Here is a 15,908-nt window from a genome sequence, read left to right as displayed (position 1 = left end):
GGCTCTTTCTGGCGGAAATCGGCGGATTTAGGCTCAAACTATCGACGCTCAGCCCACCCGGTGGTACAAAGGGGTGGTACAAATGAGGGTTCGAGTGGCTGGGCTGTATCGTCATCCCAAGTCGAAGATGTGGTGGTTCCGCATGGTCGTGCCGGAACGCTATCGGCTTGCCGCCAACAAGCGCGAGTGGAAGTACTCCCTCGCCACCACCGACGAGAACGAAGCGCGTCTTCGGCATGCCGAGAAGCTGGCGGAAATCCGGCGCTACATGGCGGGCCTCGATGCCTTCGCAGCCGCATCCATCGGCGAACAGGCGGATCAGATCGTCGCGAAGGGCATGGTGGCGCTCGCACGCGCGAACATCGCGCATCAGGCGTCGTTCGACCTCCACTTCGACGTGGCCCGCGGTGTCGATAACGTGTCCTACGGAATGCTGAAGTTCCTCAGCCTCCGGGTCCGACAGGGTTGGGGTGGCAAGCACGCGGCCGCGGCAGAGCGCCAGTGTCGGATCATGCGAGACACCGATCTAGAGGATGATCGTCTCGAGTTCGTGACCGATCTGCCGCCTCGGCTGGGATCGGCCTTCTCCGCGCTCGATCATCGCAAGCTCACCTCGGCGCAGATCGAGGCATTCGAAGAACAGCCCAGCTATCAGGGCGCTGCGTTCCGCGAGATCGCTCGCGGGCTTCTCGCTGCGCGCGACTGGAAAGCTGCCGCATTCGAGACGCTGCTCGTCGCCAACGCGGCGGGCGAAGCGCTGCCGTCGCACGGTGTCCTGTTCGAAGCGGTTGCCGAACGCGTTCTGCGGCGTCTGGCGGAACACCGCTTTAGCCATTGGCCGGAAGATGCCGAGCTCGTCCTCAACCCCATGACGGCGGCTATGGCCGCCCACCTCGTCGAGCAGGACGTGCCAGCCCCGCAATTGGCCGTTCCAGACGCGCCCGATCGCTCGCTGGGGGCGCTGTACAAGCTGTGGCGGGACGCGCGTCGTCTCGGGGACGGCGAAGCGCGGAAATCCGCTGACGAGTGGCTGCTTGCCGTCCGGCGTTTTGAGGAGCTGATCGGCCCGAAGCCGGTGACGGCGATCACCAGCGGGGACATCCGCACGTTCCGCGATCAGTGCTTCAACCTTCCAGCACGCGTGGAAAAGAGCATCAAGAAGCTCTCTGCCAGGGAACAGATCGCCATCGCTGCCGCGAAGAAGTTGCCGACCCTGTCGGCGCCGTCGGTCGGCAAGCAGGTCGCGGCGATCAAGGCGCTCCTCGCCGTCGCCAAGGAATACGAATGGGTGCCCGTCAACGTCGCGCAAGGCATCAAGGTCGATGGTGCGCGGCATACCGGCACCGAGCGCGACCACTTCAACGACGAAGAGATGGCGCTGATCTACAATTCCCGGCTGATGACCGATCCGGACGCCTGTTCCGACACCATGTTCTGGATCCTGTTCCTCGCGCCCTTCCATGGCTCGCGACCCGGCGAGCATTGCCAGCTCAAGCCGAGCGAGATCGTGCAGGACGATGGCGACTGGATCATGCGCTTCCGCGCCGATCGCCGGCCGCAGCGGGGTGTGGACGGCGAGACCATGCCCGTCCGGCATCTTAAGACGCTGCAGTCGCAGCGAGATGTGCCGCTCCACTGGATCGTTCTGGAGGGTGGCTTCCTCGACTTCGTCGCGGCCCAGCAGGCCCGGCGCTCACCCTGGCTTTTCGACGACCTCAAGCCCGCGAAATACGGCGATCGGTACACCTATCTGTCGCAGGCCATCAATCGCGAGCTTCGCCGACTCGGCATAACCCAAACGGACAAGGCGTTCTACTCCACCCGGCATAGCATGAAGCGTGAAGGCCGTCGTCGCCGGATCCCCGAGATGAACTTGGCTCAGGCTGCGGGACACGCAACGAGGAACACCGGGGAAGCCTATGGACAGGGGGTTCCCCTCGACATCTTGAAGCAGGATATGGACCGGCTCGAGTTCCGCAGCGTGCATTGGGACGCTGTCGTCCACTGCGCCCGAGCCCGCGTGGCTCGCTGGCGAGAGCGGATGGGGTGAGCTATTCATCGCTGCCGGCTGACTCAGTCTGATCATACGAATGGACGGCCGGCCACGCCCTCGTGATCGAGGAAAGCGGCCGTCCCGCTCCCCCACCTTTCCGCACCGTGCGATAGTCACTACATGCGCGTCGTGGCCGAGGCGTGATGTCGCCCGATACCGCCCGGGCAGGCGGATCATGTGGCCATAGCGTGTCGGACGTTCGCCCTTCTACCGATCCCCAGGCGAGTGGATCGGTAGCTTCGCAGTGAGACCGCGGCCTCGCTGTTGGAGACAATCGGAAAGGGGCCGGACCTTCTCCTCAACCGCAGCCTTCGCGCTGCTGCTGACGGAGTTCCTTCGTGATCGACCTCGCCCAATCCGCCCGTGAGCGGATCGCTCCCGCCAGCCCGGCGACTTTGAGCTCGCCCAGAACCCACAGTTTGCCTTCCCCTATAATGGATCATAAAAAGTCAGCGGCCGTATTCGGCGTCGCTGACGCAATGAATGAGCCCGACATTTCGATGCCCATTTTCGGGAAGCATCTCCGTTTCCCCGAAAAGGGCAGTAAGAAGTCATTTCGCCTGTACTACAAAGTCTTAGACCACGGAACGCTGGTCCCCGGCGGGGGGCCAGCGACATGGTGCCGGGGACCGTGCGCCCGGCATGGAAAAGAACAGCAAGTCGTGTCGTGTCCACCGCGCCGCTGGCGACCGGACCGTCTGTCGCTGCGCTCTGTCCGGTCCTCGGTGGAACGACATGCCTTGGCGGGCGGCGGTGCCCCTCCCACACCCTCCCGCGACGTAACGTCCGCACCCGCGTCCGCAATCCCGACGACGCCCCGTCGACGTGACGTCCCGCAAGGTCGTCACGCGCTCGATACTCCGATGCGCGGCACATCGGATCAGCGCCAGCCTCAGGCTCGGGGGACGGGCCGATGAGCCGCTCATCAGGATCTGAACGGCGGCAGCGGCGCCACGACGTTCGTATTCGCCTGCGGGACGAGGACGAAGTCGCGCAGTTCGATCAACTCGTACGTGACGCCGGCTACCACGGCGCTCATGCTCGCGGCGACTGGCTTCGCAGCCATCTTCCTGGCGTCGTCATCCGCCCGGTGCCGCTACCGCCACCACCGACGGTCCACCCGTGGGCCGACGCCGTCGCTGCCATCGATGGGCTGGCGGACGAGATCGCAGGACTGACGCCCTTGCTCGAACGCATGCAAACGGGCGTCCTGCGCTTTGACGATGCCGATCGTCTCCGCGTGACCTTCCCGGCGATCATCGCCCAGCTACTCGTCAAGGCCGACAGGGTCATTAGCGAGCTGCACTGCCGGAGCGTCGCCCCATGATCATCAAGGTCAAACGCGGCGATTCCGCCGAGGCGCTGCTGATCTATCAGCGTCGGCTTGAAGGAACGCCGGAGGAACAGGCTGGCGCCCGCCTCTTCGCCATGAATGGCATTCGCGACGTCGACAGCGCGGCCGCCGTCCTCAACCGGGCGGCGATGCGCAGCGGCCGTGCTGCCCCTATCGTCCACATCATCATCCGTGCCGAACGTGGGCTCAGCGATGATGAGTGGCGCACCGCGATAAACGCGGCGCTGGAGGAGGCCGGACTTGCCAGCCAGGCCTGGGCTGCCTTCCGCCACAACAACGACGACGATGATCCCGGCGACCACATGCACATCGCTGCCGTCGCCGCTGACCGGCACGGCGCCGCGCCAAGCCGCATCCTGCGATCGAAGTCGCTCGACCGCCAGGTCAGTCGCGAGGAAGCTAAAACTCTCCCCAAGGGTGACGTGGTCAGCCGCGCCTGGGACAGCCATCTGGGCCGGCGCCTGATGACGGTCGCCCGGCACCTCGAAGACGAGTTCGGCCTGCGGCCGCTGGCAAGAGACCGAAACGTCCTGGCAGAGCCGTGCCGCACCGTCGGCAGGGTCAGCCAGGGCGAGCGAGACCGCGAACGACGGACGGGCATCGCGCCGCTCGCCGACCTGCTCGATCTGAGCGCGACGCAGGCCGCGTTGGATGAGCGCGACTATGATGCACGGCGCATCGCCTTGGCCGCCCTCGACCTCGAACTGCGACCATTCATCCGCAAGAACGGCGATCTGATCGGTCTTCGTCTGCACCGAATATCGGATCCCACCCGGCACTGCCCGGCATCCGCGCTTGGCGATCGATACAGTCTGAAGGCCATGGATGCGCGATCACCGGTCACGTTCGTGCACTGGTATCGCAGCCATCCGACAACACCCGAGGTGGCGGCCGCACCAGCCGTCGAACCCGCTGAGACGCTGCGGCGGCGCTATGAGGAAAATGTCCGCGACCTCGTCGCCCGGCAACAGCGGCTCCGTGAGGAGCGGATAACGGTGGCGGCATGGCAGAAGCGCGAGCGCGGCAAAGCGCTGGCGCGCAGGAAAGCAGCCATGCCGGTGACGCGATCGCGGAGCACGCGTGTCCACCGCGCCGCAGCGATGACGACCTACCGGCTCGAATGCGAACGGATCGACAAGGAAGCCGCGCGGCAGCGTGACGCGATCGATGGGCGCCAAATGCGCCGCCTAGATTTCGTCGATTGGCTGGAGACGCAGGCCGACGCCGATCCTGTCGCTGCCCGGAAGCTGCTCCAACTTCGAGGGCGCGGCGCTGTTGTTCGGTCAGCTCAGCCGGCTCCCGCAATGTCGGTGTCCACCGCGCCGTCACCCCAAGCCGCGTCGACGGCTCGGTCATACTCACCGACCGAACTAGCGGCGATGGTCGCTGAGCAGGAACGACTGAAAGTCGCTGCCGCGAACCTCATGGCCGAGGCGTCGATACTCCGACAGCACACCGCTGTCGCTGCGCTCGCCAAGCGGCTGAGCAAGATCGGGGTCGAACTGATTCTCGAGGCGGATCGACAGACCCAGCGGGTCCGGGTCGAGCGTGACGCGATCAAGGTCGATGACGCAACGATGATGAGCTTGCCGGCGTCCCCGTCGGCGCATGCCGTGCTGGAGCAGGCCAAGGCGACGCATCTAACGCAGGTCCAGGATGAAGCTGTGCTTGCGGTCGTGATCCGCCATGCCGACGGATTCGCACCTCAGCGCGGCGAAGACCCAGCGTCCTGGCTGCAGCGCTTCTGGAAAATGCCGGTGCCGACGCGCTGGCTGACCCCCGCTCAGGACAAGGCCATCCGGCGAGGCTGGCAAGTGGACGACGAGCAACATCGCGAGCGACGAGACGACGCTCCACCCACGTCGACCTTTAGCCGACCGGAAGAAAGGCCAAACCCACGGCCGATGCATACCTCCACCCCGGCATCGACGGCGACTACGACACATGCGCCTGCACCCGCGTCGTCACGACCGCCATCGCCGACAACGGTCTCGGCACCGACTCGGATTGCCGCCGGCTCGCCGACAATCAGCCCTCACGCCCAAGAAGCTGCGACTTCCGCTGGCGAGCGCCGCGCGGATTCTTCGCTGCCCGTGGCATCGGCGGCCGCACGGCCTTCCAAGCCCACACCAACGGCTGGGTCCCAACCGAATGTGCCGCACGCTGAGGTTCTTGCAGCCATGGCGATGATGAAGGCCCCGCGCTCACCAGCGGGAGCGCCGGGTCGTAGTGCCGATCTACGCGCTCCCGTTTCCGAAGAAACGGCACCGCGACACGAAGCCAATGTCGTGTCCACCGCGCCGCCCCGGACACTTCCTTCGATCCCGACGACGGCAGCGTCGGCTCCGGCAACGCTCGACAATCAGGACCTTGCGCCGCCCACACCGAGGGAAGCCCCCGTGGCGGTTCCTGCGGACCGCATCGTCACGCCTCGGCCAGTCGTAAAGCCCAGCGTGTCGCTCATCGCGAAGTGGCTAGCCGCAACGTACGACGCCAGGACCGACGCTGCTCAGCGGGACAGTCAGGCGCTTGCCGCACGTCTCCTCGAGCAAGACGATCTCGCAATTCTAGACGCGGATCTGCGGGCGCGGGCCATCCGCGAAGCCGACGCCCACCACCGGCGGCTGGCCGACGAGCGTCGTCTCGCCGACGCGGCCAAGTCACCCCCACTCACGTCGGTGATGGAGCAGGAAGTGGCTGCTTCAACGTCACCAGCTGTTGAAACCACAGCTGCGGCGAAGCTGCACCGTCGCGCCGCGGCTTGGCAACTCGGTCAGGCGGGTGACCCCATGAAGCGCTGATGGCCTGGCACTAGCCATCGCGGACATGCTCGTCCGACCATGTCCGCAGCATGGAAAAGGCGGCGCGAGATCCGTCGTTCCTCAGCGGCGGCAACGGCGAAGGTTCTAATGGAAGGGAAAAGAAGGTCGGCATCTGCCGGCTAGCCCTCGCCAGGATCTTCGTCGTCGACCGGTTCAGACCGGTCATCTTCAGCATCCGTGTCGTCACCCCACCGCCTTGTGCGGCTGGGGTCGGCCGCGCGCACCCGGAACCCAAGTCCCATGCTTCCATCACCCATCATGACAATTCTGAATGTTGTCGAACTCGACATAGGCCGTCACCTCGGCATCGATCAGCGCATACCCATTGGTGCCGCCATTCTGACAGCCGAACTGCGCGGAACGGCGGTCGATTTCACCATCGACAGCTGCATCCTGCGGCCAACGGACATGGCGGAGACACTGTTCGCGTGGCTTGGCCAACACGTGATCCGTGAAGGTGCGACGATCACCGGCTACCGGCTGAAGGCCGCGATCACGTCGCTCGCCAGTCTACCGGGTGGAGACGACGCGCCCGCGCTCCGCGCAATGACGGCCTGCCATCGCCAATATCTGCTCGACCTATCGGCGACCAGCGCCGGAAGGCCAGTGTCGTTCCGAGAGGCATGCGAGCAAACGGGAGTGGCCTGCTCGCCCGCCAAGCCCGAGCAAATCTTTGGCGCCTGGGTGCGCTATGACGTCGCCAGCATCGAAGAGCATGCACAGGCGGACGCGATTGCGACGTTCCGGCTGCTGCTCCGGCGGCTCGCCTCGATCAATCAGGTCGGGCGCAGCATCGCTGACGCCTTGGGTAATCACCTCCGCGTCTGGCTCGACCAGCGCGATGATCCTGCCGCAAAGGCTCACGTCGACGACGTTCTGTCCTCCGCCGGCTGATCACCACGGCCGCACTGCGGCCATCATCAAGGAAACGAACATGTATTCCATCGATCTGACGATCGACGCGCGTGGTTTTGCGCCCACCTCGATTGCGCTCGCTGTCCGTACCATCGGCGCCTGTCCCGCCGCAGGACACCGCCCGGATGCCCGCCTCCTCGTCGGTGTCGGCACGCTGACCGTCACGCCGGTGAATAATGGCCACCGCTTCTCCACCGGCGCCCGCTACCTTGGCGAAGACGCTGAGGTCGCCGATCTCCTCGACTGGCTGGAGCCGCAGATCCCGGCACGCGGTGCAATCATCAGCTGGGACAATTGGGGCTCGGTACCCCGCCGCTTTCTCGCACTAGCTGATCCGGAGCGGCACCCGCGTATCCGGGCGGCGGCGGCCGATACCGCAGGACGATGGCGCGATCTACCGCGGGGCCACACCTGGAGCGTTCGCCAAGCGCGGGCGCGTCACCTGCCATGCCTATGTCCGCTGGGCACACCCGTCGATGAGTGCGAGGCGGCAAGACCCGCGGTCTTACTGCCATGCCCTGAGGCCACTGCCATCGAGCTGGTGGGAGAGGCGATCGCCGGTTGGCAAGCATGGGCCACGATTTTTGGTGACTTCGACGACGCCGACCACCCCGCCCAGGCAGCGCTTCGTGCCCTCGACCGGTGGCGAGCCGATCAACGCCCGGCCCGCTGATCTCACGCCGCCCCAACCAAGACGGACATTACGTCCGACAGGAGACAAACCATGTACCTCGATCCTGCCCGCATCTGGAAGACCGACAAGCCCAGCTATGTCGTCGTCCTGGATGCCGAAACTCGATACGACCATGCCGTCCACGGGCGCTACCTCGCTGCCGAGCGCTGCACGCCCGCCGACCTTGCCGATCTTCATCCACGCGACCGCCGGCATGACCCTCGCGCGACGCCACGCTGGCCGTGTCGGCAGATCGTGGCGTTGAGTTGGCTTGTACTCACCGACGGCGATGATGGCCTCCGCCCCGTCCGCATGGAGACCAGGGGCTTCCCTGAATTCGACGAAGCCGGGATCGTCGGCGCCTTTCTTGCCGACATGGACCGGCTGCAACACGTTCAACTGACGACCTGGGGCGGATTCCACGCCGACGTGCCGCAAATTCTTCTCGCTGCGGCAGCCGCGGGATTGCGACTGCCGACATCGCTGGCCGGCCTGCACTCACCGTGGCGCCGCGAGGCCAGCGGGCACTGTGACCTCATGACCGAGATGTGTGCTGGCGCGAGGCCGCCGCATCTCGCCGAAGTCGCGGCCAAGATCGGCGTTCCCGCCAAGCTGACCTGCCGGCCCGATCTGGTCAGCGGCTTAATGGATCAAGGCAAATGGTCGTCGGTGAAGGCCGTCGCGGAGGGCGACGTGCTGACCACGTGCATGCTGCTGATGCGATGGCGGCACCTGCTGGGCGGTACCGTCTCGACGCTGGAGGCTGCGAGACGGCTCGCGGCCTTCGTTGCCGAACACTGCGGCCACGGCCCCTATGCCGCAGACTGGCAGAAATATGGCGACGACATCGTCGCTGCCGCTCTCGCAGCCGAAACCCAAAAGCTCGCAGCGCTCGCACCCGCGTCCTGCGGCTGAGCGGCGGTGATGGCCTCTACGACGGGGCGGAAAAGAAATCGGGGCCAAGACCCTAAGGAGTATAACGACATGAGCATCAACGAATCGATGGACACCATGCAGGCGTGGACTCACGCCTTGCGCCTCGGCATGGGCTACCCACAAGTCACTCCCATCGGGGATCCAACGGCTTTCGCCTCAAGCGGGCGCAAGGATCTCGCCGGCGCGCTCGAAGTCGCCGCGATCGTCAAGCAAAGTGGCCAAGACATGGTGCTGGTGGGATTCGATCTGCCCATAGTCGACGGGCCGGTCGACATCTCGCTGTTCACTCGCGCGATCGCTCACGTCGACTGGCATGACGATGTGCAGCCATGGCTCGCCAGCGATGGCAGCCGCATCGAGTTGCTGACCGGGACGCAGCGCTGGTCGGTCGGACCCCGCTCGGTCCTGACCGCGTCCCCGCTGCCGCCACGCAGCCGGATCAAGCGTGGCATCGAGCGGGCTCATCGCCGCTGGCGGGAACTTGCCGGACAGGTGCATGGCATACACCTATCGGGATCACGATTTATCCCAGCCGGCGCGACCTTGGCCGAGGCCGTGCCGATGGAAAGTCTTCGCTCGGCAGCCTGATCTAGCCGGCAGCTCTGGGCTCGGCACCTCATAGAGGACAAGAATTCTCGTGACCGTGTCCGACACCAAGGCCGTGCGTCCTGCGAGAACGACCCAGAAGCGGTCATTCGTCCCCATCCGCCTACTCCCCATCTTCTGCCATTTGTTCATCTTCGATGCCGCGGTTGAAGAGGCTTCGACTGCGCTTCGGGGTGCACAACCGAAGAGGTTGCGCTGGGGTCAGCTAAAAGTGGGCGCTGATGTCGTCCAGCCAAAGAGCATGGCTCCGCTTTTAATGAAGCGGAAGTCGGGCGGAGTGCAACGACAGGCCGAACGACCGTATCGACGCTCCATCTGTAGCCGCACGCATCGCGCGCCGCATCTAGAAGGTTGACGGAACGTTATGCCACGATGCCGCACTTTCCTGCCCCCATCCACCTCGCGGCGATCCTGTCACTGTCGCTGGCGGTAATCTGCGTCGTCACCATCGCGCTGGATGTGTGGCGCCATCCACCGAATATGGCCGTTATGGCGGTGGTGTGGCCACTGACCGCGCTCTTCGGGAGCGTGTTGTGGCTCGCAATCTACTACCGCTGGGGGCGCTCTACCCGGCAGGACAATGACGATCCGTTTGCCGTTTCCATCTTGAAAGGGGCCAGCCACTGCGGCGCTGGCTGCACGCTCGGCGACATCGTGGTGGAGGGGATCGCCCTTGCCCTGCCTTCGATAGCGTTATGGTTCGGCTACGGCACGCTGTTCAGTACGCGGATGTTCGCCCTGTGGATACCGGACTTCCTGCTGGCCTTCCTGTTCGGTATTGGATTCCAATATTGGAGTATCGTTCCGATGCGGCATCTCTCGCCGAGCGACGGCCTGAAGGCGGCCGTCAAAGCTGACATATTGTCGATCAGTGCCTGGCAAGTGGGCATGTACGGCGGAATGGCGCTGATCCAGTTCCTGTGGTTCCAGCGGCAGTTCGGCGGCCTGGCCACAGCCGACCAGCCAGAATTCTGGTTCGCCATGCAGATCGCAATGCTGGCCGGCTTCTGTACAAGCTACCCGATGAACTGGCTGCTCGTGAGGACAGGCGTCAAGGATGCGATGTAGCGGCAATTGCGCGTTATGCGTCGTGCCTGACAGAGATCGAAAGGCCGCTGACAGCTGAGATATGGCGCGGCGGTTGACAGGCACTGGCGTGATCCCGAGGATAGCACGCCCGCCTGCCGTGGCTTCAGAGCTGCCGCTTTGATCCAGTCGCCGGAGTTCTCCATGATCGTCATCATCGCGCTTGGCGTCTCGATCATCGTGGCGGCATTGCTGACCTTCAGTCCGTTTGCGCGATCGGACGCCTGGCGCGCGACGGTGACCCCTTTGGCGTCGATCATCGGCTCGGGCTTTCTGATTTGCGGGCCGTTGCTAGCACGCGAATTCGGCGGCGCGGCCCTGCTTGCCATGGCGGCGCTGCTCGTGATTGCCTATGCCGCCGGATGGGTGATCCGCTTCAACATCCGCCATGTCGAGGATCATCTGGCGACCGCTCCATTCGCCGATCCGATCGCCTGGGCGGCGCGCATCACCCAGGGCGTGCTCGCCCTCGCCTATGCCGTGTCGGTCGCTTATTATCTGAAGCTGCTGGCGGAGTTTTCGCTGAAGCCGATCGCGGTCGATCCGGCCTGGCAACCGCTCATCGCCAATATCGTCGTCACTGTGCTGATCGCGGCAATGACCCTGCTCGCGCTCGGCGGCGATCTGCGCAAGGTCGAGCATGTCGCGCATGGTACGGTGTCGATCAAGATCGGCATCATCGCCGGTCTGCTGGTGGCCCTTGGCATCGCCTGGGCGACGAGCGGCGCAGTCCAGCCGCTGCCACCGGCGCGGGTGGGCTGGGCCAGCCTGACGATACTGCTCGGACTGATCATCACGGTGCAGGGGTTCGAGACGTCGCGCTATCTTGGCCACGACTATCCCGCCGAGCTGCGGATCAGGACGATGCGCCATGCGCAATGGATCGCCTCTGCCATCTATCTGGCCTTCATCGCATTGCTGACACCCTTCTTGTCGCGCGCCGCGCAGACGGAGGGCGTCGCGGGCATTCTCGACATCATGGAGTTGATCGCCCCAGCGCTGGGTGTGTTCGTGCTCGCCGGCGCGGTATCGAGCCAGCTTAGCGCAGCCGTCGCCGATTCGATCGGCGCGGGCGGGCTGATCAACGAGGTGTCGCGACGCCGGGTGCCCGTGCCGCTGGCATTCGCACTCGCCGGCTTGCTGGCGATCGCCGTCGTCTGGCTGACCGATCCGTTCCAGGTGGTGGCGCTGTCGTCGCGCGCCTTCGCTCTGTTCTACGCGCTGCAATGCGCGCTGGCGTTCGCGGTGGCGCGGCGCAACGGCGTCGGCGACTGGCGTCACCGCTGCGGCTTCATCGTCATCGGCCTGATCTGCCTGACCGCCGCCGCGGTCGGCGCGCCGGCCGAAAGCTGACCTCCCTCCCGACGCGCATGCAGGAAATATAGTCGCCGATGACCTCACCCACCCTCCTCGTCGACCGGCACGCAGCCGCCGGACAGCTCGGCCGCCTCGCGCTCTATCGCTGGTGGCGCAGGTCGGTGGTGGGCAGAGTCGATCACGAAGCGGTGCTGGCGCGCGTCGTTGAGGAGAGCGGCTGGAGCCCGCGCTTCGCCTTCATGACGATGATGTCGGCCGGCATCGCCGAACTGGGGCTGCTGCTGTCGTCGCCGGCGGTCGTCATCGGCGCGATGCTGATCTCGCCGCTGATGAACCCGATCCTCGGCTTCGGCTTCAGCCTCGCGCTGTTCGATTTTCGCGAGCTCCGGCGGTCGCTCAAGGCGCTGGCGATCGGCTCTGCCCTCGCGATCGCCTTTACCGCGCTGCTCGTCCTCGCCTCGCCGCTGCAGGCGCCGACCGCCGAGATCGTCGCGCGCACGCGTCCCAATCTGTTCGACCTGGCCGTCGCGCTGTTCGCCGCGCTGGCCGGCACGTTCGCGATCATCCGCGGGCGCGGTGACACCATCGTCGGCGTCGCAATCGCGACCGCGCTAATGCCGCCGCTCGCGGTAGTCGGATACGGCATCGCCACGCGCAACGCGCCGGTCGGCATGGGCGCCTTCGCATTGTTCGTGACCAACTTCATCACCATCGCGCTGTCGGCGACGGTCATGGCGCGCTTCTACGGCTTCGGCCATCATTTGTCCCGCCGCCAGGGCTGGATGCAGACCCTCGTGCTGACGCTGGTCTTCGTCGCCATGGCGATCCCGCTCGGCATCTCTCTCAACCGGATCGGCCGCGAGGCGCTCGCGACATCGCAGACCCGCTCTTTACTGTCGGACCGATTCGGCGCCGACGCGCGCGTGACCCAGCTCGACATCGACTTTACCGCACAGCCGATCGTCGTGCGCGCGGTCGTCATCACCCCGCGCCGCTCGATGCAGAAGACCAGCGCGATCCAGGCGGCGCTGGCGCAGGCGCTCGATCGGCCGGTGCGGCTCAATCTCGACCAGATCCTGCTCGGCGCGGGAGCCGATGCGCTCGCTGCGCAGCGCGAGGAGCTGCGCCAGGCCGGCGAAGCTACCAATACCGCCGCGCAGCGGGTGACCGATCTGGCGAACGGTATCGCGCTGATCACCGGTATCACCCCCGATGCGGTGACGATCGACCGCGACCATCATCGTGCGGTGGCGGCGGCCGCCCCGCTGCCCGGCGCCAGCGTCGCGACCTATCGCGCGCTCGAACGGCGCGCTGCCGAGCAAAGCGATGACTGGGACGTCGCGATCGTCCCGCCGCAGGGGCCGCTGCCAGAGATCGCCTTCGCCGACGGCGCCGACACGCTCGACGCGCTGGCGAGCGATGCGGTCGCCACCTCGGCCTGGGCGGCGCATCGCTGGAACGTATCGGCGCTCACCGTGCCGAGCCTGCCCGCCGGCACGCCGCCCGCCGCGCCCAATCTCAGTCAGCGGCGCGCCCTGGCCATCGCTGCGCTGTTGCGGCAGCAGGGAATCACGCCACAGCCCGCCCCCGCCGCGGGCCGGCAGTTCGCGCTGACGCCGGTGGCGGGGGGCGGCCGATGAGCGGCGACATCGGCCTAACCGAACTCGGCACGCTGCTCATCGTCGCCTCACTCGTGGCGATGGTGTCGCGGCGGATCGGGCTGCCCTATACGGCAGGTTTGGTGCTTGCCGGGATCGGCCTCGCCTATCTGCCGGTCGGTGCCGAGCTGCCGCTGTCGCGCGAGCTGATCTTCAACGTCTTCCTGCCGCCGCTGATCTTCGAGGCGGCGATGCAGCTGCGCTGGTCGCGCTTCAGGCAGGAGATGCCGCTGACCGCCGTGCTCGCCTTTCTCGGCGTGGCGATCAGCGCTGCCGTGGTTGCGGGCGGCATGCACCTGCTGCTCGGCTGGAGCCTGCTCGGCGCTGCCTTCTTCGGGGTGTTGATCGCCGCGACCGATCCTGTGTCGGTGATCGCCGCCTTTAAGGAGATGAAGGCCGAGCCGCGCCTCAGCATGGTGGTCGAATCCGAAAGCCTGCTCAACGATGGTGTCGCGGCGGTCGGGTTCGCGATCCTCGTCGGCATCACCAACGGCGAGGCGCTGACTTGGTCCGGCGCGTCGCTCGCGCTGCTGTGGACGGTTGCGGGCGGTGTGGTGATCGGAGCCGCAATCGGGTTCGTCGTGCTGACCGTCGCCGGGCGGACGACGGATCATCTGGTCGAGGTGACGCTGACCACCGTCGTCGCTTGGGGATCGTTCCTGCTCGCCGAACATGTACATGCGTCGGGCGTGTTCGCGGCGCTCGCGGCAGGCCTCATCGTCGGCAACGTCGGGCCACGCGGCTCGATTTCGGTCGCCGGGCGCCAGCATGTGCAGGATTTTTGGACCTATGCCGCCTTTCTCGCCAACTCCTGCCTGTTCCTGCTGATCGGCAGCCATGAGGCGCACCAGCCGATCGCGTTGGTATCGCTGCCGCTGGTCGTCGCGATCGTCCTGACGCTGATCGGCCGCGCGGCGGCAGTCTATCCGCTGGCGCTGCCGTTCGCGCGATCGGGGCTGCGACTACCCGCGACTTATCAGCACGTGCTGGTCTGGGGCGGCCTCAGGGGCGCGGTAGGATTGGCGCTCGCCCTGGCGGTACCCGCCAGCATCGCGGAGCGCGGGCAGATCGTCGTCATCACCTTCGGCGTCGTCGCCTTCTCGATTTTTGCACAGGGGCTCACGATGCCGCGCCTGCTCCGACGCTGGCAATTGACCGGATCGGACGAGGCGGAACACTAACGCGCCGCTGCTGCGGAACTCCGCGCCGTCGCCAGGGCTTGGAAAGGCCGAAAGGGGAGCGGCGATGACCCAATGGCAGTGGCTGATCCGCCTCATCACGCGCAGGATGTGGTTCAGGGCCGCGTTGATGTGCGGGTTCGGCGGGGCGTTGGCGCTTGCCGGCGCGCTGGTGGGGCACACCATCTCCTATCACTTTGCCGCGACGGTCGGATCCAAGTCGGTCGACAGCATCCTGACCATGCTCGCCTCGAGCATGCTGGCGGTGACGACCTTTTCGCTGACCGCGATGGTGTCGGCCTATTCGGGGGCAACCAGCACGATCACGCCGCGCGCGGTCCAGCTGCTGATCGACGACAGCACCGCGCAGAATGCGCTCGCCACCTTCCTCGGCAGCTTCCTGTTCGCGATCGTCGGCATCGTCGCGCTGTCGACCGGCCTCTATGGCGACACCGGCCGCGTCATCCTGTTCTTCGGCACTATCCTGGTCATCCTGTTCATCGTCGTGACCCTGCTGCGCTGGATCGAGCATATCGCCCGATTCGGCCGCGTGTCCGACACGATCGACCGGGTCGAGCGCGCAGCGCTGGCCGCGGTGGAGACGATCGCCGTACCGCTGGCACTGGATGGCGAACCGCCTACGGTCGAGCAGAGCGGCATGACGGCCGTGCCAGCGCCGACGATGGCGCGGGTCACCCACGTCGACATCGCGCTGCTGGGCCGGATTGCCGAGGCGATGGATGCCGATATCCACGTGATCGCCCTCCCTGGCAGACTGGTCGAACCCGGACGGCCGATGGCGCTGATCGGCGGCGCCGCCGATGAGGCGGCGGTGGACGACGTGCAACAGGCCTTCACGCTGGCGCACCAGCGCGCCTTCGATCACGATCCGCGCTTCGGTCTGGTGGTGCTGTCGGAGATCGCGTCGCGGGCGCTGTCACCGGCGGTCAACGATCCCGGCACCGCCATTGCGGTGATCGAAGCGGGCAGCCGGGTGATGCTGCGGCTGCTCGATTTCCGGTCGCAGCAGATCACGCCGCTACCCGCCAAAGTTCATGTTTCACCGATTCCGCTAGCCGCATTGCTCGACGACTGGTGCAGACCCATTGCGCGCGACGGCGCCGGACTCGTCGAAGTCGGCGTTCGCCTGCAAAAGGCGCTTGGGGCGCTAGCGCGGCATGCGCCGGCGGCACGACAGGTCATCGCGGACGAAGCCTCCGGTGCGGTCGATCGGGCACGCGCCGCGCTGACCAGCGACGCAGACCGGGAGCTGGTCGAGCGGACGCATCGCGATGCCTTCGCAGACTGAC

Annotated in this window: 12 protein-coding genes; all 12 read left to right on the top strand. The window is 66.1% G+C overall.

The genetic code is table 11. The annotated features are described in order from the left end of the window. Positions 1-94 precede the first annotated feature (94 nt). The 12 genes from RF701_RS02420 (at position 95) to RF701_RS02365 (ending at position 15,907) form a co-directional block, all read left to right on the top strand. On the top strand, positions 95-2,050 hold the full coding sequence (locus RF701_RS02420; protein WP_308813980.1) for a DUF6538 domain-containing protein: 1,956 nt from the start codon (positions 95-97) through the stop codon (positions 2,048-2,050). Positions 2,051-2,966: 916 nt separating this feature from the next. Next, positions 2,967-3,380: a hypothetical protein gene (locus RF701_RS02415; RefSeq protein ID WP_308813979.1), complete on the top strand. Its 414-nt coding sequence runs from the start codon at positions 2,967-2,969 to the stop codon at positions 3,378-3,380. Further along, positions 3,377-6,208, top strand: a complete 2,832-nt coding sequence (locus RF701_RS02410; RefSeq protein ID WP_308813978.1) for a hypothetical protein — start codon at positions 3,377-3,379, stop codon at positions 6,206-6,208. Before RF701_RS02415 ends, RF701_RS02410 begins: the two co-directional genes overlap by 4 nt. Positions 6,209-6,427: 219 nt before the next feature. After that, positions 6,428-7,123 (top strand): hypothetical protein, encoded by a 696-nt coding sequence (locus RF701_RS02405; protein ID WP_308813977.1) that lies wholly within the window; start codon positions 6,428-6,430, stop codon positions 7,121-7,123. Between the two features lie 40 nt (positions 7,124-7,163). Further along, positions 7,164-7,817 carry a hypothetical protein gene (locus tag RF701_RS02400; RefSeq protein ID WP_308813976.1) on the top strand — a complete coding sequence of 218 codons (654 nt, stop codon included), beginning with the start codon at positions 7,164-7,166 and terminating at the stop codon, positions 7,815-7,817. Between the two features lie 51 nt (positions 7,818-7,868). Further along, complete coding sequence (locus RF701_RS02395; RefSeq protein WP_308813975.1) at positions 7,869-8,732, top strand: hypothetical protein; 864 nt, start codon at positions 7,869-7,871, stop codon at positions 8,730-8,732. Positions 8,733-8,801: 69 nt separating this feature from the next. Continuing rightward, positions 8,802-9,341 carry a hypothetical protein gene (locus RF701_RS02390; protein ID WP_183984952.1) on the top strand — a complete coding sequence of 180 codons (540 nt, stop codon included), beginning with the start codon at positions 8,802-8,804 and terminating at the stop codon, positions 9,339-9,341. 369 nt (positions 9,342-9,710) lie between these two features. Continuing rightward, positions 9,711-10,427, top strand: a complete 717-nt coding sequence (locus tag RF701_RS02385) for a DUF4396 domain-containing protein (protein WP_308813974.1) — start codon at positions 9,711-9,713, stop codon at positions 10,425-10,427. 162 nt (positions 10,428-10,589) lie between these two features. Beyond that, positions 10,590-11,798 (top strand): hypothetical protein, encoded by a 1,209-nt coding sequence (locus RF701_RS02380; RefSeq protein WP_308813973.1) that lies wholly within the window; start codon positions 10,590-10,592, stop codon positions 11,796-11,798. Between the two features lie 38 nt (positions 11,799-11,836). After that, a complete protein-coding gene (locus RF701_RS02375) occupies positions 11,837-13,402 on the top strand; it encodes a DUF389 domain-containing protein (RefSeq protein WP_308813972.1) in 1,566 nt (521 codons plus the stop codon). Continuing rightward, positions 13,399-14,601 (top strand): cation:proton antiporter, encoded by a 1,203-nt coding sequence (locus tag RF701_RS02370; protein WP_308813971.1) that lies wholly within the window; start codon positions 13,399-13,401, stop codon positions 14,599-14,601. The genes RF701_RS02375 and RF701_RS02370 overlap by 4 nt, the downstream gene beginning before the upstream one ends. Positions 14,602-14,665: 64 nt before the next feature. Next, a complete protein-coding gene (locus tag RF701_RS02365; RefSeq protein WP_308813970.1) occupies positions 14,666-15,907 on the top strand; it encodes a DUF2254 domain-containing protein in 1,242 nt (413 codons plus the stop codon). Position 15,908: the final 1 nt, after the last annotated feature.

The organism is Sphingomonas sp. GV3, from assembly GCF_031082075.1.
Taxonomy (GTDB): Bacteria; Pseudomonadota; Alphaproteobacteria; order Sphingomonadales; family Sphingomonadaceae; genus Sphingomonas; species Sphingomonas beigongshangi.
This window is presented reverse-complemented; position numbering and strand designations above follow the sequence as displayed.

What these genes read in the sequence shown, in the direction of transcription:
- RF701_RS02400 (WP_308813976.1), top strand. Translation starts at nt 7,164, where the DNA reads ATGTATTCCATCGATCTGACGATCGACGCGCGTGGTTTTGCGCCCACC.
- RF701_RS02370 (WP_308813971.1), top strand. Translation starts at nt 13,399, where the DNA reads ATGAGCGGCGACATCGGCCTAACCGAACTCGGCACGCTGCTCATCGTC.
- RF701_RS02365 (WP_308813970.1), top strand. Translation starts at nt 14,666, where the DNA reads ATGACCCAATGGCAGTGGCTGATCCGCCTCATCACGCGCAGGATGTGG.
- RF701_RS02390 (WP_183984952.1), top strand. Translation starts at nt 8,802, where the DNA reads ATGAGCATCAACGAATCGATGGACACCATGCAGGCGTGGACTCACGCC.
- RF701_RS02375 (WP_308813972.1), top strand. Translation starts at nt 11,837, where the DNA reads ATGACCTCACCCACCCTCCTCGTCGACCGGCACGCAGCCGCCGGACAG.
- RF701_RS02415 (WP_308813979.1), top strand. Translation starts at nt 2,967, where the DNA reads ATGAGCCGCTCATCAGGATCTGAACGGCGGCAGCGGCGCCACGACGTT.
- RF701_RS02380 (WP_308813973.1), top strand. Translation starts at nt 10,590, where the DNA reads ATGATCGTCATCATCGCGCTTGGCGTCTCGATCATCGTGGCGGCATTG.
- RF701_RS02410 (WP_308813978.1), top strand. Translation starts at nt 3,377, where the DNA reads ATGATCATCAAGGTCAAACGCGGCGATTCCGCCGAGGCGCTGCTGATC.
- RF701_RS02395 (WP_308813975.1), top strand. Translation starts at nt 7,869, where the DNA reads ATGTACCTCGATCCTGCCCGCATCTGGAAGACCGACAAGCCCAGCTAT.